Consider the following 22,189-nt stretch of genomic DNA (forward strand, 5'->3'; position numbering starts at 1 on the left):
AAGAGGTAATTATGAAGATTAGAAGCAGAAAGTTATTGTACTCATATGCGGCACTGTTGTTTGTCCTAGGGTTCATCTTTGTCTATATGGTAAACAAAGAACGCCTCATCGTTTTTACGTTCCTAGCAGGTGCATTTATCCTACTAATGGTCATCTACGAAGAATGGACGAGATACGTGCTTAGAAAGAATGACAAGAAGTAGAGTATTATTTTATAAGTAAGGACATGCTGTGCGCATGTCCTTTTTTTTATATACACTCTTAATATGATAAAGAATAAGAATCAAAAATAAAACTCTGAAATTCAAAAGTTTGGTGCATTTATGTCAATTTAGAAAGACTTTCTGAAACATGAGCTAACAGAACACTGAGTTTGATAAAATCTTGACTAATCAAAGCCGCATGAGTGACTCAATAGGGCTCAATACATTATTTCAACTTCTCATATGCGCCAATCGTAACAGACATGTCGTAATAAGCTGCGCCTACTGACTTGAATATTGTGATATCCGTGTCGCGACGGTCAATTTCTTTATCTAACATATCTTTTAATGCGACAGGTGTATCCCAAGAAAAGTCCCCAGCCTCGACTGCATGAATGAATTCTCCTGCTTCGATTTTTACAGCATCCAAATCATCAAATATGACATGGCTCGCTACCTTAATTGATTCTTCATTAATTTCCCTCATATGAGGCATATAAGTTCCTAATCCATTAATATGTGTACCTGGCTTCACAAAATTATGATCAAATACAGCTTTAGTACTATTTGTTGCTGTATTAATAATATCAGATACTTCTGTTAAATCATTAACGTTATCTGCGATTTCAATTTTTACGGTTACTCCAAATGCAATTAGCTGATCTTTGAATGAATGTGCTTTTTCTTCAGTTCTATTAAATAGAACGATTCTTTCAATATCTCTTACTTCTAACACACCAAGTGCTTGTTCAAACGCCATTCCACCAGTTCCAATGACCCCTAAAACTTTCGCATCTTTGCGTGCTTGAATGTCTGTCGAAAGGCCAGTCATTGCGCCTGTGCGGAGTCTAGTGAGGTATGATGCTTCAAGTGTTGCAACGTTCTGTCCGGATTCTAGTTCAGTGATCACTGAAACAGCTTGAGTGGCAGGCATGTTTTTATCTTTATTATTGGGAAAAATTGAAATTATTTTTATGGTTGAGTAGAGTGACTCCACATCAGCCGATGGCATATAGAGCATCACATTATCATCACTTACTGGAATGACCGTACGCTCTGGTGTTTTGACCTTACCATCATTAATGCGAAGCAGTGTGTTTTTGACATCATTCATCGCATCTGACATTGAATAAACATCCATAATTTGTTTGTCAGAGTAAAATTTCATTCTATCCATCCTAACTTAGTTAATATCAGCAGAGTCTCTATTCTTATTTGCAACAGTTAATACTGCAATAAATGAGATTACTGCAAGTACCATGATGTAGAGTGCGACAGGTAACCATGAGTTATTAAACTCACTCATCAAGAATTCAGCAACCATTGGTGCTGTACCACCAGCAACCGCAGCTCCAATTTGGTAACCTAAAGTAACACCAGTGTATCGTATTTCTTTAGAGAAGACTTCAGAGAACATGGTTCCAAGAACCGCTGTAATTGGTGACCAAATGATTGATAGACCTATAATTGTTGCTAAGAGCAACATGAACGTTGAACCTGTTTGTAGTAGTAAAAAGTATGGGATCATGTATAAAAACATGAATGCAACTCCAGTTAGGTACAAGTTTCTACGTCCAACCTTGTCAGATAGAGCTCCCATAAACGGAATAAGCAGGGTAGTGAGTATTGCACTTGTCATTACGACTAGCATCACTGTACTGAATGAAAATCCAAGTGTGACTGTTGCATAACTAACAATGAACGTACCGAAGATATAGAATGGCGCTGTTTCTATGAACTTCGCACAGCTCGTCACAATAACTTCTTTCCAGTGCTTCTTAAATGTATCTACGATGGGTAATGCTGGAACTTTGCCTTGAGCTACCGTTTCTTTAAAGTCAGGTGTTTCATCTAAATCTTTACGAATCCACAGACCGAATAATACTAAGAATGCACTTAAAATGAATGGAATTCTCCAACCAAAGCTAGCGAATGCTTCTTCAGATAAAACAGCTGTCATCGTATAGAACGATAGTGATCCAAGAACCATCCCGATTGTTACCCCCATCTGAGGTACAGAACCAAAGAACCCACGTTTTTCTTTAGGTGCATACTCAGTTGCTAATAGTAATGCACCTCCCCATTCTCCACTAATACCGAGTCCTTGAACCAGTCTAAAGAAGAGTAGGAGTAGTGGAGCAAATATTCCAATTTGATTATATGTAGGAAGTAAACCAATGCCAACTGTAGCTACACCCATAAGTGTTAAAGTCAGCACTAGTGTTTTTTTTCGACCAATTTTGTCACCAATATGACTGAAGATAACGCCTCCAAAAGGTCGAATAAAGAATGATAAGGCTAATCCAAAGTATGCAATCATTCGTGATAATGCTGCATTATCAGACACGAAATACTGAGTGCTAAAGATAGTTGAAGCGACTGATGCATATAAGAAGAAGTCGAACCATTCAATTGAAGATCCTACAAGACTTGCGGTTAAAACTTTACGCTGTGTTTTCTTATCCATTAACATTAACTCCTTTTACCATTAATATTTTAAATATAAACGCTTTCATCCGAAAAAACAATCCAACAATTTATTAAACCTTTAAAGATATGGATAATATTGAAATAGATATTGCCTTTATAATCACAAAAAAACGGAAAACTTAAGTTTTCCGTTTTTAAATCTAATCATCTTTATCTTTACTACTTGATGATGTCTTTGGTTTTGGTATATTGACACGTACTGTTTTACCGATTCGGTAATTTTCATCATAGGATCTCTTCACAGTACCTTGTAAGTCTGATTCTGATAATTTATTATCGAAGTTTGCACCATTTCTGTCTAATACTGATTGGTCATTTAAACCGCTCTTCTTACTAAATTTTGTATCATCGGCTACCAATCCACTAATGACTTTGTCTTCAGTGTCTTTACAGTCATCTTTTAGAGACATAAGCATTCCACAGAACTCTTCAGTCTTAACGGATGCTGGCTTCTTATAATCAGTACCATATCCCATTAATTCAGGGTTCGTGTTTTGAAGTGCGTCTGCTAAGTTTCTCCAGTTGTAGATCGTTAAATGGTCATCATCATCAGTACTATACACTTGTGGAATATTACGGTCATAACCCATCCAAATTCCTAACGTTACCTTAGGATTGTAAGCGACCATCCACGAGTCAATGAACTGTTCGGATGTACCCGTCTTAGTTGCCCAAGGGTACGCATCTTCGATTTGTTTATAGTAATCTCTAATATGATACGCAGATCCTGTTCTAAATGTCTCTTGAAGCATATCTGTCATCAGGTAAGCAGTTGAGTTTTTCCAAACACGTTTCTTTTCATTTTCATGCTCATAAATCACATTGCCCTTAGGGTCTGTGATTTTAGCAATCATATAGCTGTCTGACATTGTACCGTCATTCGCAAATGATGAGAAGGCATTGACATTTTCTTCGACTGTTAAGTTGTTCACACCAAGTGGTAGGGATGGGATACCAATACCATTTTCATCAAATAGTGAATTTGTTAGTGGAATTTCCATTTTATCTAAATACGCTTTAGGATTATTTAGACGTACTTCTGACCAAAGTCTAAGCGTACTTAAGTTGTAAGAGTTTGTTAATGCATGTTTTACAGATATTAATCCAAAGTCTTTTTTATCATAGTTTTCAGGTGAGTAGCTTGTTCCTGAAACAGGGTTATAAATTGAGAACTTCTTATCTAGAATTACCGTGTCAGGTACAATTAAGCCACGGTCTATACCTGGGCCATAGACAGCGAGTGGTTTCATAGTCGATCCAGACATTCTTGAGGTTTGTGTCGCGTGGTTCACTTCTGACTTATTGTAATCACGTCCACCAATGAATCCTAGAATCGCTCCTGAATCGTTGTCTTTTAAGACGGCGCCAACTTCATGTTGGAATGTCTGATTTTTTTCGTCTCCTGTTGAGTCAACAGAGTCATATATACTACGGTCACCATAATATGAAAAATTAACGTTCTTAACGTCTTGCATTGTATCGTAAATATCTTTGTTAATCGTAGTCTCTATTTGATATCCGTTGTTTCTTAACGCATCATTTGCTTGTTGAGTGTACTTTTGGTTTAAGAGTGGAGTGAGATCCACATCTTCTTTAGACACATCATCTTTTTCAGCTAAGATATATTTTAATACTTGAACGGAACGACGTTCAATTTCGTCTGTTAAAAATGGATATTTCTGGTTAGGAACCGATACTTCCTTTGTTAATTTACCAAATAAATCATAATCTACCGCTTCATTATATTCTTCTTTATTAATGACGCCTTCTAGTAGCATACGATCTAATACATACAACTGCCTATTCTTTCCATATTGTAATTCTTCTTCTGATTTTACTTCACCACTTTGAGTGAATGGTGTGTATGCATATGGATTTTGTGGAAGTCCTGCAATAAATGCAGATTCTGCAATATTTAAATCTTTCGCATCTTTACCAAAGATACCTTTTGCAGCACTTTGTATACCTGCAATATTTTGTCCATTCGCATTACGTCCGAATGAAACAGCATTTAAGTAGCTTTCTAAGATTTGTTCCTTCGATAGTAATTTTTCAACTTTGAATGCGAGCAGGAGTTCCGAAGCTTTACGTGAAAATGTTGGATCATTGGTTAGCAGTTGATTTTTAACTAACTGCTGAGTCAGTGTTGAACCACCTGTACCAGATTCACTAGCTGTAAGTTCTTGTAAAGAAGCACGTAGAAATGCTTTAGGAACCACGCCGTTGTGCTCATAAAAGTTTTCATCCTCTGTAGCAATAAGAGCTTTCACAACGTTTTCTGGCATATCTTCATATGAAATAGATTCACGAATTAAATCAGATTTTAAAGTACCAAGGTTCTCACCCGAGGCAAAAGTAACGTTTGTACTCTCAGTAATCTGAGTTAACTGTGTATTAATTTCTTCGCTTGTATAATTCACGTCATCATTAACGAGCGCAGCAAAATAACCAAGCCCTATACTAAAAAACAGAATACCGACTAATGAAAAAGCTAAGAACGTAAATAGGAAAACGTTCCAGATTGTATCGTAAGTCGTATTAAATATAAATCTGAAGGGATGGTCAGTTTCTTTAAAGCGTCGTCCAATTGTTTTAAAACGCTCTTTAAATGTATTTCCATGAATTTTATTTTTCTTATTTTCATCATATGTGAATAGCTTTTTAAGGCTATGCACAATGCTTTTTTTCTTTTTCATTTCAACCTCCCAGTTCCTTGAATTATATCATAATTGAGCAAAAATCATACAGTTAAGTACTACTTGAGAGAACTTTGTATTTGACAAAATCATTCAAGAAATATATGATTATTAAGAATTTAATATAATGAACGAGCAAGAGAAGTAATGACGATACTTTGTTCAAGAGAATGTACGGGTGGTGCGAGTGCATACAAAGAACGTTTATGAATACACTTGCATTTTACGCGTTCTTTCTTAATGAGTAAAATAGTTTGGTGGTACCGTGTCCCGCACCCATACGTCTAGTATGGGTGTTTTTTTATATTAAATTTTAATAGATAAATAATAATACTAAAGGAGATTTTTGGATGAGTGAATTAATCAAAGATTTAAAGTGGCGTGGGCTGTTATATCAAACAACAAGTGAAGAAAATATTGAAAAACTAGTAAATGAAGAAGTTGTTTCTCTATATTGTGGTACTGACCCAACGGCTGACAGCTTGCACATTGGTCACTTAGTACCTTTCTTAGTACTGAAACGTTTCCAAGAGTACGGACATCGCCCAGTCGTTCTAGTAGGTGGGGGAACTGGAATGATCGGAGATCCTTCATTCAAAGCGAGTGAGCGAGACTTAATTTCTAAAGAACAATTAGATAAAAACGTAGAAGGTATCGAGCGTCAGCTTCACAAAATTTTTGATTTTGACAAAGGTGAAGAAACGGATGCGATTCTAGTAAATAACTACGATTGGCTTAAAGATATTTCATTAATTAGTTTCTTAAGAGACTATGGTAAACACGTTGGAGTCAACTATCTGTTAGCTAAAGACGCAATTCAATCCCGTTTAGAAACTGGAATTTCATACACAGAATTCACATATACAATCATTCAAGCAATCGATTTCGCACATTTAAATCAGCACAACAACGTTAAGATTCAAGTCGGTGGATCTGACCAGTGGGGTAACATCGTTTCAGGAATTGACTTAATGCGTAGAACGCATGGCATTACGGATACAGAAGGCTTAACAATTCCACTGGTAACTAAAGCGGATGGTTCTAAGTTCGGTAAATCGGAAGGAGGAAACGTTTGGTTAGACCCTGAAAAGACTTCACCATACGAATTCTACCAGTTCTGGATTAACCAAAATGACGAAGACGTAATCAAGTTCTTAAAAATCTTTACATTCCTGTCTAAAAATGAAATTGAAGCACTAGAGGATTCTGTGAAGACAGAACCTCATTTACGTAAAGCTCAAAATGCTCTTGCTGATGAAATGACGAAACTCATTCACTCAGAAGAAGCATTACAAGAAGCGAAAAACATTTCTAAAGCTCTATTCAGTGGAGATATTAAGTCTCTTACGACAGATCAGTTAAGAGATGCTATGAAAGAAGCGCCATCAGCAACGGTCTCTAATGAGGATTTAAACCTAGTAAACGTGATTGTTGAAGCGGGCATTTCACCATCAAGAAGACAAGCGAGAGAAGATATCACAAATGGAGCAATCTACGTTAACGGTGACCGTCAGCAAGACGTGAATTATGTGATTTCTGATAACGACAAGCTAGATGGAGAGTTCACTGTATTCCGTCGTGGTAAGAGAAAATACACAGTGGTAAGCTATAACTAATTTAAGATATAAAAACCCGATGTCTCTGACATCGGGTAATTTTTTATTTTAAATTTAGCGCAAGTCAATAATATCTGATTTAATATGGCCTGCATTTTCAATTTGAAGTGCAAGTTCAAGAAGAGCTGCTTCTTCACCCTTACGTGCGACAAACATACTACCAACGGGTAAATTGTCTTTTGTCTCATAAAGTGGTAGTGACAGCGCAGGCTGTCCTGTTAAGTTTGCGTGTTGCGTATATGGGATCTTAGCCAGACTGTCTGTGAATAGTTCTCCAAAGATTCCAAAAGCTTCTTCATCTTCTAACTCATCGATGTGATTTAAACGCTCACGAATATCTTCTGTTAAGGCAAATGCATCAACAGGTACAGATTTTCCGTTGATTGTAGGAGTTAATAAGAATTCATACTGATTTTCATCCATAAATTGGTGATAATCAGCACTTAACTGGTCCCAGAAGTTTAGTGCGTGAACGTACTGCCATCCTTTAACACGTTGTCCTGCTCTATACATACCGTAAGACACGAGTTCTACGTCATCTTTAGTTACTTCCCTACCGATAGAGTTTTCAATGCCTTTAAACATTGCCGCAGTTTCAACCATGTTCATTTGGAAATATGTTTCCATTGCGCGCTGTCCGTCTACAATCGGAGCATCTTCTACGAGCTCATGTCCCAATGATTTTAAGATTTCAACTGTTTTATTCAGAGCGTCGATCGCATCTTGCTCGATTTCAGTACCTACTGGTGACTGATAAGAGTACGCGATTCTTAACTTGCGATCTGTGGCTGAGAGTGTTTCAGGTAATATATTTGGTGCAAGGTATGGTGACTCTAATACTTGATTACTTGTTAATTTTAAAGTTTCAAATGTGTCTGCAACAGATTTTGAAAGTACAAAATCAACAGAGGCACCTTGCCAACTTCTATAACCATTAGGTCCAGTAATTGTACGACCACGTGTTGGTTTTAATCCAATCAACCCATTAAAGCTTGCAGGGATTCTAATTGAGCCACCGCCGTCACCAGCAGTTGCGATAGGTACAAAACCAGCTTTTACAGCTGCGCCTGATCCACCAGATGATCCACCAGATGAAAGTCCTTGACCAATTGGCGAAAACGTGTGACCAAAAAGTTCAGGGTCTGTTAATCCTTTGAATCCGAATTCTGGAACATTTGTACGTCCAACAATGATATATCCTGCATCAATAATCGCATGAACGAAGTTATCCGTATGCTTTGAAATATGATTTTTAAACAGTCTAGAACCACTTATCGAGGGTTGTCCTTTTTCACTTTGACCGAGATCTTTTATTAAAATTGGAACACCATAAAAGCTTGGAAGACGATTTACTTCTTCATCTGTCAGAGAAGAAATGTGAGCATCATAGGATTTTGCGAGTGATAATGCTTCTTGTTCTTGTAGGTGAATGACACTATTAAGTTTGACATCGAGTAATTTAATATTTTTAAATGCACGTTCAACAAGTTGTGTCGCAGTAACCTCTCTTCTCTTAATTTGATTACTATAATATGTTGCATCATGAGTGAATAATGACATAATCAAGCTCCTTATAAATAATATGATCACTCTCTATTATAGCTGAACTTGAGAATTACTGAAGTGAACGAAAAAACTCGCCGGGAGGCGAGTTTAATTAAAAGATAATGTATGCAGCGATTAAGATGATTGGTAAAGAGATTGCTGTTCTCATTAAGAAGATTATAAACATCTTTGTAATCCCTAGAGGGATTTTAGAACCCAAAATCACACCACCGACTTCTGATAAATATAGCAGCTGTGAAATAGATAGTGCTGCGACAATAAATTTAGACATATCAGCAGATTCGGCACCAATAATTAGAGTGGGTAAATACATATCTGTGAAACCAATAAACAGAGTCTTAGACACGAGTAATGCATCTGGAATACCTAACATTTCAAGCAATGGAACGAAAGGTGCACCAATCCAAGTGAATATTGGTGTGTATTCTGCAGCAATCGTGCCGAGTGTACCAATTGCCATAACAACTGGTAAAACTCCAAACCACATATCAAGAACTGTTTTGTATCCTTCTTTTGCAACTCCATCAATTCCAGAAGCACGCTTAGCAGTGACTAAAGCTTGATGTGTGGCCCAACTGAATGTGTTGTGTGTATCAGGAATTTCTTCTGTAAAATCGTTGTCTTCCGTATAATACGTATCCTCAATCTTAGAAAGAGGCGGGATTCTTGGTAAAATTATTGCACAGAGCAACCCTGCGATAATAACTGTGATATAGAACGGTGCAAAGTACTTCATAAGATGTAAGTAATCTAAGATTACAATTGTAAATGTAATCGAAACGACAGAGAACATTGAAGCAATAACTGCAGCTTCACGTTTAGTATAAAAGCCACCCTCATATTGTTTACTCGTTAATAGTACACCAATTGTTCCATCTCCAACCCATGACGCAAGGTTATCTACTGTAGAACGTCCAGGTAATGTAAACACTGGTCTCATAAATCTTCTAAGTAATGTCCCTACAAATTCAAGTAACCCGTAGTTAAGTAATAATGGAAGCAAGAATCCAGCAATTAAGAATGCTGCAAACAGCGTTGGAATCAGTCCTGTTAAAACTGTGCCACCAGTGTTTTCTGAAATCACTGGTTCTGGGCCTACGTTCATTAAAACCATAACACCAAATATTGCCCCGAGTACACGTACGATAACCCAGCCAATCCCTTTGTCGAATAATTCGAGAACTACTCGTACGTTAGATTTTTTTATGTAAGTAAAAAATACAGTTAATAAGGCAGACAATACCATGAGTGAAACAGTGATATAATTGACTATATTATCCCCAAAAAACGCAATAATTTTATTTGCAATAAATGCAACGGGTACAGTCAGTTCACCACTCGCATCATTAATTGGAAATATAAAGATAAATATCCCGATTAAAGATGGTACTAAAAATTTAAACCAAGTCCACAATGAAGCAGACTTAATTTGATCATTTTGATTATTCATAAATGCACACCACCTAGATGAAATTAAAAAGAAGAGCTAGAAAATATGTATGTAATTGATACTTACTGCGATGCACTTTTAAAGCTACAAACAGATTTCCGCAACACTTATCTATATAAAGAACGTTCCATCGAGTACTTAGACACACCTAAATTAGAGTCTAACATGAATCGACGAATTGCGGGTGGGGTTAAAGTACAATTCTATGCGATATTTATTTCGCCTCTATTACCTGATAACGAAAAGTGGCAACATGCGCTAGAGCAAATAGACCGTTTTCATAAAGATATATTAACACAAAAGCATATGGTTCATATTAAAAACTTTAAAGAAATTAAAAACTTTTTAGAGAGATTCTGTGACTAATTTTATGTTACGATTATTAACGGTGAATTTGTATGAATAAGAAAATATTATTAACTTTTACTTCGAGTATATTTTTACTCGGAATTATGGAACTAATTGTTTCTGGACTACTCGAACCGATTAGTACCGATTTAAAGATGACTTACAGTCTGACTGGACAATTGATTACTGTATACGCAGTGAGCTTTGCATTATTTGGACCATTCTTAATTAAAGTGACACAGAAATTACCAGATAAACCAGTGATGCTTATATCGATGATTGTGTTTATTATCGGGAATGTTGTGTTTGCGATGGCGAATGGATTTATAGAACTGTCCATTGGTCGTGTAATTACAGCGATGGCGGCCGCAGTGATCATAGTTAAGATTTTAGATATTACAGTTGTTATTTCTGAACCTCATAAACGCGGACGAATGCTAGCCTTAGTTTATCTTGGATTTAGTGCGGCCAACGTTTTCGGTATTCCAATTAGTACTTTTGTTGGTACGATATTTGGATGGAGAACGGTGTTTTACATCATTTCAGCAATCGCGATTATTTTAATTATATTACTCAGTCGCATGATACCAGATGTTAAAACGGACATCGTTGAAGAAAATACAGATAAAATAAAGTCTATGAGAAATGTCATGATATACATTTCTATTACAATGACAGTGTTAGTTGGTAACTTTGTCGTCATAGGATATATTTCTCCACTTTTGACGTCAAATGGTTATTCTATTAAAGAGGTTTCCTTAGCATTACTCATTGCAGGTCTTGGTGGTATGACTGGAACATACTTTGGTGGTAGCATCGCTGATAAGATTGGTGCAAGAACGTCTATCATGATTATGCTTACTCTGTTTTTAATCACAATGATAATCATGCCCTTTCTCTATCCATTTAAAATACTGTTCTATATCACCCTTTATTTATGGAATGTGTTTGAGTGGAGCACAGGTCCAGCGATTCAGATGGGTCTTGTAAATAATGTTCAGGGTAGTGCATCAAATGTATTCAGCTGGAACATGTCGAGCTTAAACCTCGGAATTGGACTTGGAGCAGTATTTGGCGGATTATTTATAACTTACTTTAATATCGATTACACACCATGGCTTGGTGGAGTAGTTGTGTTTATCGGTATTATCTTAGCTACTATGCTTAAGGAGGAGAGTATGGTCAAATATGATTAAAAAACTCGTAGTACTTTTTATACTCACGCTCGTAGCAATCGGTATTATTGATTATAGTGGGGCGTATGACCTACCTTACACACAAACCAATATACTGTATTCATATTTAACGATTTTAGCACTCTACATTTTGTATATTATTTTTTATAAATTTTTTAAAGCGATCGTTTCATTATTTATGCTCGCAATTATTTTATTTATTATTTATTACGTCTATCACTTTGTCACAGGCAACAGCTTAGATTTTATTCCGTTCTAGGAGGTCGTTAATATGACACATCAACCAACAATGCTGAATGAACGCATCCACGAATTGGATTCAATTCGTGGCGTAGCGCTCCTTGGGATATTGCTCATGAATATTATGAGTTTTGCTGGAGCGTATTTGGACATCGCAGTGACATTCTCACTTCCTGAAATGTTTCAAGGTAACGCCAACCAGTTAACGTTATTTCTAGTAAACACATTTGTGACGACGAACTTTTACACATTATTTTCAATATTATTTGGACTCGGATTTTTTATCTTTTTAAAGCGTGCTAAAGATAAAACCAATCAGCCCAATCTTTTGTTCTCTAGACGAATGGTAGGGTTGCTCATCATTGGCTTGATTCATGCGATACTTATTTGGTACGGAGATATTTTAGTAGCATATGCATTGATTGGTTTTGTTTTGATTTTATTTTTTAAAGTGCCACCAGCGTGGAATCTTGGAATCGCGATTGCGATTTCAGTTGTTACGACAGGGATAATGCTCATTTTACACACCATTATGTACTATATGCGGGGTCATGAAAATCTATTCTTTAACCCTAAATACATTCAGCCGACGGGTATCGAAGAAGTTGCTACAAACGGAAATTATATAGATATGATACTTTTCAATGCTGAATACACACTCGATATGTTTGTGGGATTGGTTTTTATGCTCCCGCTAATACTAATGATGTTTTTAATTGGTCTATATATAGGTCAAAAGGAATATCATAAAAAAATCGGGGAGATTAGACCATTACTATATAAAATCTCGATAATTACACTTGTATTAGGTCTGCCTATTAAAGCTTTAACTGCATATATTCAGAGTTATAGAGCGGATGATATTGGTTTTAGTGTGCTTGCAGGTATATCTAGTACCATCGGCGGACCGTTGATGGCAACATTTTACTTATCTACACTTGCGTTATTGTTTAATTCATTTAAAGGTTTAAATAAAATATTTGCACCGGTCGGACGAATGGCACTCACAAATTATATAATTCAGTCAGTTGTAATGTTGATCTTGTTTTATGGATTCGGATTTTTTGGCAAAATTGACATGATGTATCTACCGTTCATCGCGGTTCTATTCTTTGCTCTACAAGTGATATATAGTCATTGGTTCATGAAGAGATATCCCTTTGGGCCGCTCGAGTATGTATGGAGACGATTTACCTACAAATCAAAAATATCGATCAGGCATAATTAAGCCCAATCGACATTTATAAATTTTAAGTCAGTATCGATGATACTGGCTATTTTTTTTTGTATATTATAACCCTTTAGGAAATCAAGTAGAGATAGATGCTCAAATTCACCCGCACCAACACGAATATCCATGGAAAGATTGTTCGAATTATAATATACCGTATGGATTGTTCCCGCCCAACTTCTGTAGTTATCGACAAATAATCCAGTTTTTTTATGTGTGAACGCTTGAAGGAGTTCTTCTTTTGTAGGATTTTTAATTTTATCTAATATATCGAAACGTTCTTGTGATTCATTTAGGAATCGTCTGTTTTCATCAACAAGATTTATATAGTGATTTGTACATATATTTTGTTCTCTGAACTGAACACTTCGACCACTTGTTTCAGCGATTGTATGATTTCCAGCTGCATCTTTAATAATATATGTGAAGCCACCGCGATGAGGTAGTGACTTTAATAAATGCTTCGCATCGGTAACATCTTTACATAGTTCTAGCAGGAATCTTCCGATAATAAAACACACGAATCCATCTTGTGGTTCTTTACGATTCATAAAATTATACCCCATTGAAAGTCCGTGTTCATTGATGCCATCCATTCGACCTGTAACGCGTGATACTGGCCCAACAGAAGTGAATCCTCCATCTGTTGGATTAAAGAAATCTATTTGAGCATCATATGTATTCGGATGATAATCGTAATTACGAATAAAATGAATGTCATCTACATATACGCTGCAACCTGATGGACGTGGGTTGGTTCTGTAGTGCGCAAGGTTTAGTAACATCTCTTGATTAGAAATTTTTAGACTATCTTGAAGTCCTAAGAGTTCTTCCCAAATATATGGTGCAAATGTTTTATAAATTGCTTTCGTTTCGTTAAAATTTAGGTCAAATTTTGGACGTCGTTTTCTCCATTCATAATTTCTATTTTTAAAATACGGTGTATTTTTTAGTGATAATCCTTGATGCACACCATAATCATAATGGCTACCTTTAAATGTATCTATTCGTATTTCAATGTTTTGCATTGTTTCCACCTCTTTATTTAGTATAGTTAAATTATTATCAAATTTAAACACATGTTAGAATAGTGGTAAGTTAGGAGTGGTTTTTTGATTGTTGAACAATTTGCAATAGGTGAAACAGCAACGCTTACTATGTATCAAGGAGAAACTGGCATAAATAATGGTCCACAAAAATCAGTGTTACTCTTACCGGGTGGGAGTTACTTATATGTTTCTAAAAGAGAGGGAGAAGCAGTTGCTTATGAGTTTCTACGTCAAGGGTATACTGTATTTATTTTAAATTATACTACTGCAGGTACAATACTCGGGGAGTCATCACGTAATAAACTCTACCAGTATCTCATGAAATTAGAAGATAGTGATGTAATTGGATCAGAGTTTCCAAATCCGCTTATTGAAGCAGCAAGTGCAATGAAATTTATTCGTGAAAACAACCATAAGTTTAATGTGGATAGCGATCACGTCGGTGTCGTTGGATTCTCTGCTGGAGGACATTTAGCAGCGACACTCGGGGTACATTGGAATAGCGAATGGTTAAGAGAATTAACAGGGTTTGATAATAACTGGGCGAAACCGAACTTTATTGTGTTAGGTTATCCAATTCTAGATTACTCACTGAACGAAACCATTGCTGAATCACGTGGTTCTATTGATCCGAACTTTAAAAATATGGCAAAACGTGTAACATTTGGTAATGATTTTGATGTAGAATTATTGAACAAAGCGACCCCGAAGAATTTTGTGTCGAAAGATACACCAAAGACATTTATTTGGCATACAACAGGAGATAGGCTTGTATATGTAAAAAATGTGTTAGATTATGCGAATGAGTTAGATGCATATGGTATAGAGTTTGAGCTTCATATATTCTCCGGAGGAGAACATGGTATGAGTACAGCGAGTGAAATCGTAAATAAAGAGAATGAAAACATCAAAATATGGGTACCATTGTTATTCAATTGGTTAAATTCCCATATAAAAAAAGACGCATAAAATGCGTCTATTATTTCTGTAATGTAATTACATATTCTTTGTGATTTGGATAGATAAATTCAAGTACGACATTTTTTTTACGATTGTTAAATCGATTTAAGAACGTTTCATGAACGGTTTGTATATCGTTAGATTCTATAAGACTGTCGTTTAAAATCCTGTATTCATCTTCATTATTCTCGGTGTGGTGAATTCTTAATAGTATTGTCATAACACCATCTCCTATTAAATATATTGCCACTTTACAGATAAAATAAACATAAATTAAGGTGATTCTATGAAAATTGAAAAGATTACAGTGGATGCATTGGACGAAGTACTTGAAATGCAAGAAGAAATATATGAAAAAATGGAAGTTAAAGAAGCACTCGAGCGGATTAAACGTGATGAAATGGAGACGATTCTAAGTGACAATTATTCTGTAGGAGTATACGCCGACAACAAACTCGTAGCGATGCGAGGATTTTATATTCCAAAGTTAGATGAAGAAGAACACCTTGCAGATGATGTTGGTGTGGATAGATCACGTACAATTTATTCAGAGATTGCGCTCGTTCACCCAATTGCACGTGGCGAAGGACTGCAATTTAAGATGGGGAAAATTCTATTAGAAGATTTGAAAAAAGATGATCGATTCGACCACTTAATTGCGACTGTGATGCCGCTTAATATCCCTAGTCTTAAAAATTCACTTAGAATAGGGTTAAAAATCGTAAATACAAAGTTTAAGTACGGTGGTAAAAGAAGACATATCCTTCATATGAACTTAAAAGAAGATATGAACTTAGAAGGAGAACCCATTGAAAAAGCCTTTGATGACTTCGAGTGGATGCTTGAAAACGGTAAAGATTATATCGGGACTGAATTTGTAAACGGGTATATCACATATTATAAAAAGGGGTAATAACGAATGAAAAATTTAATAGATGAGGCAAAGAAACTACGTAGAACATTACACCAATATCCTGAAGTTGGATTCACAGAGATGATCACGACATATCTCATTCTAAAGGAGATTGAACATACTTCATTTAAGTTGTATTTAGGTAGTGATGCAACGGATATTAGCGAACAGATGGGCAGACCAAGTGATGAGGAACTTCTTTCTGCTGCGAAGCGTGCAGAAGCGTTCGGCGTTGATAAAAAGACCTTAAGCAAAGTTAAAAATGGAGAGACAGGAATTGTTGCGGTGTTAGATACAGGTGAAGAGGGAACACATGTTGGTTTTAGATTTGATATAGATGGTCTCCCAATCACTGAGGCAGAAAAAGAAACACATATTCCGTACTCTGAAGGATTTAAGTCTAAGCATAATGGCGAGATGCATGCATGTGGACACGATGCTCACGCGTCTATTGGTGTTGCGCTTCTAAAATATTTAGATGCAAACAAGCACGCATTAAAAGGTAAATACACTATCATCTTCCAAGCGGCTGAAGAAGGCCTTAGAGGAGCAAACAGCTATGTTACAAAAGGGTGGTTAGATACTGTAGATTATTTCTTTACAAGTCACGTTGGACTCGTATCTAAAAATGTTGGAAGTGTAAACGCGAAGAGTGAAGGATTTTTATCTTCAAAGAAATTTGATGTGGAATTTTTTGGAAAAAGTGCACACGCTGGAGGCGAGCCAAACGCTGGTAACAATGCGTTACTGGCAGCAAGCAACGCCGCAATCAACTTAAACGCGATTTCTAGACATAAAGAAGGAGCGACTCGATTGAACGTTGGGAAGCTTGAAGCGGGTAGTGGTCGTAATGTGATTCCTGACTACGCGTTCATGATGTGTGAAGTACGTGGTGCCAAAGATGAACTCACGGAATACATGTTTAAGAGAGCAGAATCTGTGATTAAGGGTGCTGCAGAGATGTATGACTGTGATTACAAGATACGTTTAATGGGAAATGCATCAACAGCCGAGTGTGATGACTTATTTGACTTAATTAAAACTGCTACTGAGAACAATAAGTATGTTATAGAAGTAAATGAATCAGGACCAGCAGGAGGTTCAGAAGACGCAACGTACATGCTCAATGCGGTACAAAAAAATAATGGGAAAGCCACATACATGACTTTCCCATATAAATTAACAGCAGGACACCATCATCCGGAATTTGATGTAGATGAAGAAGTCCTCGGTGTTGCAATTTCTACTTATGTAGATATTGTTAATGAGTTAAACAAAATTTAAAACAGAATGAACCGTTTTTCTGGTTCTTCCTTATAGTGCAGTTTCATAATAAAAGGATGTGAAATACTTGGACTACCTTGAAACGTGTAAGTTTGTTCAAGTTTCACACTCTTTTTTCCTGCTGGATCATAAATGACAAAAGTGTTGTCGTTTTTACGAACAGTGAGATATTGACCTTTAGGCTTTTTAACGATGTTTATTACCGTGTAATCAGTGAGCTTTAATGGCGTATTCTTTTTATAACCATCAGTTTGTATTTTCAACATATCTGCTTCGTAGTAGTCATTTTGTTTTATGTAAGAGAACACAACCTCCTGAACTTGTGCGTTTAACACATTACCCGCAACTTCACCTGGATTTTGGAATAAACGATTCTGCAAGTTGAGCCCCATAAAGAGAATCATAATTATAAAACTAACCAAAAAGTAGAACATAAAATTTGCAGAACGAATTCCACGAGAAACATTTCTGATCATTAAAGTAAAGAAAGTAATCGAGAGAAATGCAAATAAAATTATGAGAATGATATATATTGTCATTGGATTTCACCTTATTAATTTTAATTATTATAATATATCGAATTAATGTAAAATTATCAATCTTAGTGAGCGAAGTAGAGGATAATAACAACAAAATATACGCTCAATATGCATTCTTACCAAACGTAAATGATAAGAAGTTGATTCGAGCAACTATTTTTATAATTACCTCTCACACGCCCAACCGTCTTTATCTCCGTCCATTTTTGACTGATAAGCAGGGTGATCAAATGGTACGCCATAGGGATATACAATTCTCAACTCCGTGCAATTTTGGAAGTATTCTTGTTTTTGACTATTAGAACTAGGATTAGAGATAGATTCTTTGTAAGAAGGCGCATCAAAAGGTGAGTCGAGTGACCAGATACCAAGTCCTTCTTCTTTTGCTAAACGTTCAGCTTCTTTTAATCGATCTAAGTGACGAATGTTTGGTGGATAAATATAGGTCACTTGTGCGAGACCTTCTCGAACGAGTACTTCATTAACCATGACGCCATCAGCATAGATGTATGCGAGATGGCGATTATATTTATCAGTCCTTTCACCGATGTCATGTTCTACTTCGATGATAGAGGCATTGACTAATAACTCACGCGTACGCTCGCTCGCTTCTTGCCCGAAGGGTTGTTTACCATCGTGAGGGTGCATAGTTTCAGGAGTGTCGATTAATAGATATCTGAAAGACACATCCTCACCATGATAGTAGAATCGAGTCGTATCACCATCGACGAAACGAGCGACTGTTACTTGTTCCAGACCAACAGGAGATAGATACTTAGAAGCGTTCTTTTCAGTCTCATTAGAGATCTTTTCTGCTTCCTCATCTTTCTTTATCTTCTCAGTAGCTAACTTCTTTTCTTTAGCTTTTTTATCTTTTTTCTGACTCTCTGCAAGTTCCTTTTCTTTTGCTAACTTTTCAGCACGCGCTTTTTCCTCTTTGGCGATGCGGTCGCGCGTTTCACTTTTTAAAATATGTGTGTGTATTTCTTTATTGTATGTAGTGCTCGTATTCGTAGCAAGGGTGCTGGAAAGAGAAGTGTCAGTGTCATCAAAAGTAAAAAGAAGAGTTGCGAATATGATAGTTAGAGCAAATAAGTATGTTATAACACCAATCCCAGCGAGTAATAGACCTGCTATAGTAATCCTTTTAACACCTGTATACTTTTTCAAAATTAAAACCCCTTGAAGATAATAAAGTATAATTATATATGATAACTTGGATTGGTACAATTTGATGTGGCATTATATCAAATAAAAAAACCCACAACTTAAGTTGTGGGTAAATAATAAATGTATTATCTTGAGTAGTACTCAACGATAAGTTGTTCATTAATTTCAGCCGATAATTCGCTGCGTTCTGGGAAGCGTACGAATGTACCTTCTAATTTCTCTGCATCGAATGAAAGGTATTCTGGAACGAAGTTCGTATACTCAATCGCTTCTTTAATGATATCAAGGTTACGTGATTTTTCACGAACACCGATAACTTGTCCTGGTTTAACCATGAATGATGGGATATCTACTTGTTGACCATCAACAGTGATGTGACCGTGGTTTACTAATTGGCGAGCTTGACGTTGTGTCTTAGCTAAACCTAATTTGTAAACAACGTTGTCTAAACGTGAAGCAAGTAATATCATGAAGTTTTCACCGTGAATCCCTTGCATTTTACCAGCGCGGTCGAATAATGTACGGAATTGTCTTTCGTTAATTCCATGCATGTAACGAAGCTTTTGCTTCTCTTGTAACTGCATACCATATTCTGATAATTTTTTTCTTTGAGTTGGTCCATGTTGACCTGGTGCGTAAGGGCGTTTTTCTAACTCCTTACCAGTGCCTGTTAGAGAGATCCCTAAACGGCGTGACTTTTTCCAAAGTGAACCTGTAAAACGAGCCATAATTGACTCCTCCTTATTATTTTTTTTATGCAAAAACGTCATAAGGAAATAATTGCTTGTATGGGTATATGATTTAAAGTGCCTTCGCCTCATAGCCTTGGTTACACAGCACATCCCGTAGTAACCACATACGATCATACAATAATTATCTGCTACTTATATCTGTTCATTTACACAATAAGTAATAATACAGTAATTAAGAGTGATAGTCAAGCGTTAATTTTTCACTTAAACTTAAATAAATTCTTTTAAAATCTCTACAAATTCAATAAGTCCAATGCGGTCTTCTTCAGTGAATCTCTCGAATGAGGGTGAGTCGACGTCTAATACGCCAATTCCTACTCCTTCTTTATAGATCGGTACAACAATCTCTGAACGGCTTCTAACATCACATGCGATGTGTCCAGGGAATTCTGTTACGTCGTCTACAACGAATACGTCATTGCCACGGTAGGCAAGTCCACATACGCCACTTCCTGGTTTGATGCGTACACATGCTGTTCTTCCTTGGAAAGGCCCTAGTACGAGCTCATCTGACTCCGCTTCATAAAGATAAAAACCCACCCAATTAATGTCTTCTAAAAACTCATTTAAAAGAGCGGATGCGTTTGAAAGATTTGCTATTCTATTAGTTTCACCTTCTAATAATGCACGTAGTGATTGGTGTAGATCCTTATAGGAATTCATTTTGATTGTCTGAAACATAGTTGCCCTCCATTAATACTTACTCGTTTAGTTAATAATACAACTAACTGTTTTTTCTTTCAAAGTTTTAGTCTATAATAATGATAACTAGGGAGGGTAATTGTATGTGGTGGATGTATTTATTAATAGGAGTTATTGTTTTAATAATAATCGCAGTTGGTATTCTTTTTTATCTACGCAATATTAAACAAAACGATGTTACTAAAGAAAAGCAACGCTTAGAAGCGGTACTCCAATTACCATTCAATCTAGAATTAGAAAAATTGAATGCATTTAACTTAAATGGAGAAGCTAAAGATCTGTATGACAACTTAGACCTACGTTGGAATGAAACTTTAAACGAAAATAAGATTCAAGCTGAGTTCAACATTACAGAAGCTGATGCAAAACTTGCTAAGTTTAGTTTTGGTGATAGTAACGAGAGTAGGGAGTCAGCGAAAAGTCATGTGGATACGATCGAATCCACTTATGATAATTTGTCTAATGAAATCAAAACATTCATGTCACGCACAGAGTTAAGTGACGAAAAGTATGAAGAGTCTGGAGTGTTACTTCGCGAAGCAAATAGAGACGTGCTTGCGAATGGACACCAGTTCGGTGATTCAAGAAAGCCTTTAGAAGCATTAATTGCATCATATGAACCTGAACTTAAGAAATATAAAGATTTAGTTAATGAAGGGAATTACCTGACAGCAGCAAATCATATTGATGAAGTTCATGAAGATTTGATAGTTTTAAAACGAAACATGGAAGAAATTCCTACACTCATTAAAGAAGTGCAAAAGGATTTACCAACACAATTCCAAGAAATTCGTTATGGGTGTCGTGACTTGAAGTTAGACGGTTATGATTTAGAGCACATCAAAGTCGACTCAAAATTATCCACGCTGCGTTCTGAACTGAATTTAATTGAACCTAAGATTGCGAAACTTGAACTTGATGAAGCGCGCGATGATTTAGATGACATAAACGAGAAGCTCGATGAGATGTATGACTTAATCGAACATGAAGTTGAAGCAAAAATTAAGTATGACAGTATGAAAGATCAGATTACGGATCAGCTATTTAAAGCGAAAGCAACGAACTTCACACTTCGTACAGAGATGGATTATATTAAGAATCAGTTCTATATCAATGAAGGTGAATTCCAGACAATTCACAAATATGAACAAAAAATTGAGCGTCTTGTTGCAATGTATTCTGATATCCAAACTGAGTCAGATAAAAACACAACGCGCTATAGCAAGATTACAGACAATTTAGATCATATCCAAGAAGAAGTCGAACGTATCAATAGCGACCAAACGGATATTGAAGATTACTTACAGTCTATTAAAGAAGACGAAAAAGAAGCAATTGAGAACACAAACTTCATTGACGACAAGAAAGAAGAAGTTATGCATGCATTGGCGTCATCTAACCTTGTAGAAATCCCGGAGAAATTTGTTGTAATGAAAAACGAACTCGATATTGAAGTTGATGAAATTGACCGATACTTAGAGCGTCGTCCTATGAATGTTCAGTACATTAAAGAGAAAGTGAATAAAGCAGTGAAGCTCTTAAATGAGTTTGAACAAGATGCTTATGAAATTATTCATGACTCTGAACTGACTGAACAAATTATTCAGTACGCGAACCGATACCGTAAGGATGACGAAAGCCTTGATATGGAAATCAAAGAAGCTGTTCGTCTATTTAACGAAGGACGTTACAAACGTGCATTAGAACTTTCAACGAACGCACTAGATCGTGTTGACGAAGAAGGATTACAACGCATTATAAACTATTATGAAAATAACTAGAGA

The 22,189-nt window shown here is 36.2% G+C and carries 21 protein-coding genes; 10 read left to right on the plus strand and 11 right to left on the minus strand.

The window, feature by feature from the left end; translation table 11 throughout:
• Positions 1–11: 11 nt before the first annotated feature.
• Positions 12–203, plus strand: a complete 192-nt coding sequence (locus H9D55_RS04535) for a hypothetical protein (RefSeq protein ID WP_186077266.1) — start codon at positions 12–14, stop codon at positions 201–203.
• Positions 204–429: 226 nt separating this feature from the next.
• Here H9D55_RS04535 and H9D55_RS04540 read toward each other — a convergent pair whose 3' ends face one another.
• The 3 genes from H9D55_RS04540 to H9D55_RS04550 all read right to left on the minus strand — a co-directional run bounded on the left by H9D55_RS04540 (position 430) and on the right by H9D55_RS04550 (position 5,389).
• Positions 430–1,371 (minus strand): ornithine cyclodeaminase family protein, encoded by a 942-nt coding sequence (locus H9D55_RS04540; protein ID WP_186077268.1) that lies wholly within the window; start codon positions 1,369–1,371, stop codon positions 430–432.
• Positions 1,372–1,386: 15 nt separating this feature from the next.
• Positions 1,387–2,670, minus strand: coding sequence for an MFS transporter (locus tag H9D55_RS04545; protein WP_186077270.1), 1,284 nt, complete (start codon positions 2,668–2,670; stop codon positions 1,387–1,389).
• 163 nt (positions 2,671–2,833) lie between these two features.
• On the minus strand, positions 2,834–5,389 hold the full coding sequence (locus tag H9D55_RS04550) for a transglycosylase domain-containing protein (protein ID WP_186077272.1): 2,556 nt from the start codon (positions 5,387–5,389) through the stop codon (positions 2,834–2,836).
• A 350-nt stretch (positions 5,390–5,739) separates the two neighbouring features.
• Here H9D55_RS04550 and tyrS point away from each other — a divergent pair, with 350 nt between their 5' ends.
• Positions 5,740–7,005: a tyrosine--tRNA ligase gene (gene tyrS, locus H9D55_RS04555; RefSeq protein WP_186077274.1), complete on the plus strand. Its 1,266-nt coding sequence runs from the start codon at positions 5,740–5,742 to the stop codon at positions 7,003–7,005.
• A gap of 54 nt (positions 7,006–7,059) precedes the next feature.
• Here the strand turns inward: tyrS and H9D55_RS04560 are convergent, their stop codons facing one another.
• Both H9D55_RS04560 and H9D55_RS04565 read right to left on the minus strand, forming a co-directional pair.
• Entirely contained in the window at positions 7,060–8,565 is a 1,506-nt protein-coding gene (locus H9D55_RS04560; protein WP_186077276.1) for an amidase family protein, read from the minus strand.
• A 97-nt stretch (positions 8,566–8,662) separates the two neighbouring features.
• Positions 8,663–10,021: a YjiH family protein gene (locus H9D55_RS04565; RefSeq protein ID WP_186077278.1), complete on the minus strand. Its 1,359-nt coding sequence runs from the start codon at positions 10,019–10,021 to the stop codon at positions 8,663–8,665.
• Positions 10,022–10,066: 45 nt separating this feature from the next.
• On the opposite strand from H9D55_RS04565, the gene H9D55_RS04570 reads away from it, so the two are divergent.
• From H9D55_RS04570 to H9D55_RS04585, 4 genes are read left to right on the plus strand one after another with little or no spacing between them, the layout of a single operon-like run.
• Positions 10,067–10,387 (plus strand): membrane dipeptidase, encoded by a 321-nt coding sequence (locus tag H9D55_RS04570; RefSeq protein WP_186077279.1) that lies wholly within the window; start codon positions 10,067–10,069, stop codon positions 10,385–10,387.
• Between the two features lie 32 nt (positions 10,388–10,419).
• Complete coding sequence (locus H9D55_RS04575; RefSeq protein WP_186077280.1) at positions 10,420–11,565, plus strand: MFS transporter; 1,146 nt, start codon at positions 10,420–10,422, stop codon at positions 11,563–11,565.
• On the plus strand, positions 11,558–11,824 hold the full coding sequence (locus H9D55_RS04580) for a hypothetical protein (RefSeq protein ID WP_186077281.1): 267 nt from the start codon (positions 11,558–11,560) through the stop codon (positions 11,822–11,824). The genes H9D55_RS04575 and H9D55_RS04580 overlap by 8 nt, the downstream gene beginning before the upstream one ends.
• Before the next feature lie 12 nt (positions 11,825–11,836).
• A complete protein-coding gene (locus H9D55_RS04585; protein WP_186077282.1) occupies positions 11,837–13,033 on the plus strand; it encodes a DUF418 domain-containing protein in 1,197 nt (398 codons plus the stop codon).
• On the opposite strand, the gene H9D55_RS04590 is transcribed toward H9D55_RS04585, so the two are convergent.
• Complete coding sequence (locus H9D55_RS04590) at positions 13,030–14,064, minus strand: C45 family autoproteolytic acyltransferase/hydolase (RefSeq protein WP_186077283.1); 1,035 nt, start codon at positions 14,062–14,064, stop codon at positions 13,030–13,032. The genes H9D55_RS04585 and H9D55_RS04590 overlap by 4 nt on opposite strands.
• 84 nt (positions 14,065–14,148) lie before the next feature.
• Between H9D55_RS04590 and H9D55_RS04595 the strand changes: the two genes are divergently transcribed.
• The gene (locus H9D55_RS04595) at positions 14,149–15,054 is read left to right on the plus strand and encodes an alpha/beta hydrolase (protein ID WP_186077284.1); all 906 of its coding nucleotides are present in this window, start codon (positions 14,149–14,151) and stop codon (positions 15,052–15,054) included.
• 10 nt (positions 15,055–15,064) lie between these two features.
• Here the strand turns inward: H9D55_RS04595 and H9D55_RS04600 are convergent, their stop codons facing one another.
• Entirely contained in the window at positions 15,065–15,265 is a 201-nt protein-coding gene (locus H9D55_RS04600) for a hypothetical protein (RefSeq protein WP_186077285.1), read from the minus strand.
• Between the two features lie 66 nt (positions 15,266–15,331).
• Between H9D55_RS04600 and H9D55_RS04605 the strand changes: the two genes are divergently transcribed.
• Positions 15,332–15,958: an N-acetyltransferase gene (locus tag H9D55_RS04605; RefSeq protein ID WP_186077286.1), complete on the plus strand. Its 627-nt coding sequence runs from the start codon at positions 15,332–15,334 to the stop codon at positions 15,956–15,958.
• 6 nt (positions 15,959–15,964) lie between these two features.
• Entirely contained in the window at positions 15,965–17,242 is a 1,278-nt protein-coding gene (locus H9D55_RS04610; RefSeq protein WP_186077287.1) for an amidohydrolase, read from the plus strand.
• On the opposite strand, the gene H9D55_RS04615 is transcribed toward H9D55_RS04610, so the two are convergent.
• The 4 genes from H9D55_RS04615 to H9D55_RS04630 form a co-directional block, all read right to left on the minus strand.
• Positions 17,239–17,646 (minus strand): hypothetical protein, encoded by a 408-nt coding sequence (locus tag H9D55_RS04615; protein WP_208454732.1) that lies wholly within the window; start codon positions 17,644–17,646, stop codon positions 17,239–17,241. The two genes, H9D55_RS04610 and H9D55_RS04615, sit on opposite strands and share 4 nt — an antisense overlap.
• Positions 17,647–17,946: 300 nt before the next feature.
• Positions 17,947–18,951, minus strand: coding sequence for a thermonuclease family protein (locus H9D55_RS08175; protein WP_235963110.1), 1,005 nt, complete (start codon positions 18,949–18,951; stop codon positions 17,947–17,949).
• Between the two features lie 125 nt (positions 18,952–19,076).
• Positions 19,077–19,679, minus strand: coding sequence for a 30S ribosomal protein S4 (rpsD, locus tag H9D55_RS04625; RefSeq protein WP_186077297.1), 603 nt, complete (start codon positions 19,677–19,679; stop codon positions 19,077–19,079).
• Positions 19,680–19,913: 234 nt separating this feature from the next.
• Positions 19,914–20,384, minus strand: coding sequence for a GAF domain-containing protein (locus H9D55_RS04630; RefSeq protein ID WP_186077299.1), 471 nt, complete (start codon positions 20,382–20,384; stop codon positions 19,914–19,916).
• A 104-nt stretch (positions 20,385–20,488) separates the two neighbouring features.
• On the opposite strand from H9D55_RS04630, the gene H9D55_RS04635 reads away from it, so the two are divergent.
• Positions 20,489–22,186: a septation ring formation regulator EzrA gene (locus tag H9D55_RS04635; RefSeq protein WP_186077301.1), complete on the plus strand. Its 1,698-nt coding sequence runs from the start codon at positions 20,489–20,491 to the stop codon at positions 22,184–22,186.
• Positions 22,187–22,189 lie beyond the last annotated feature (3 nt).

This window comes from Phocicoccus pinnipedialis, from assembly GCF_903994035.1.
GTDB lineage: Bacteria > Bacillota > Bacilli > Staphylococcales > Salinicoccaceae > Phocicoccus > Phocicoccus pinnipedialis.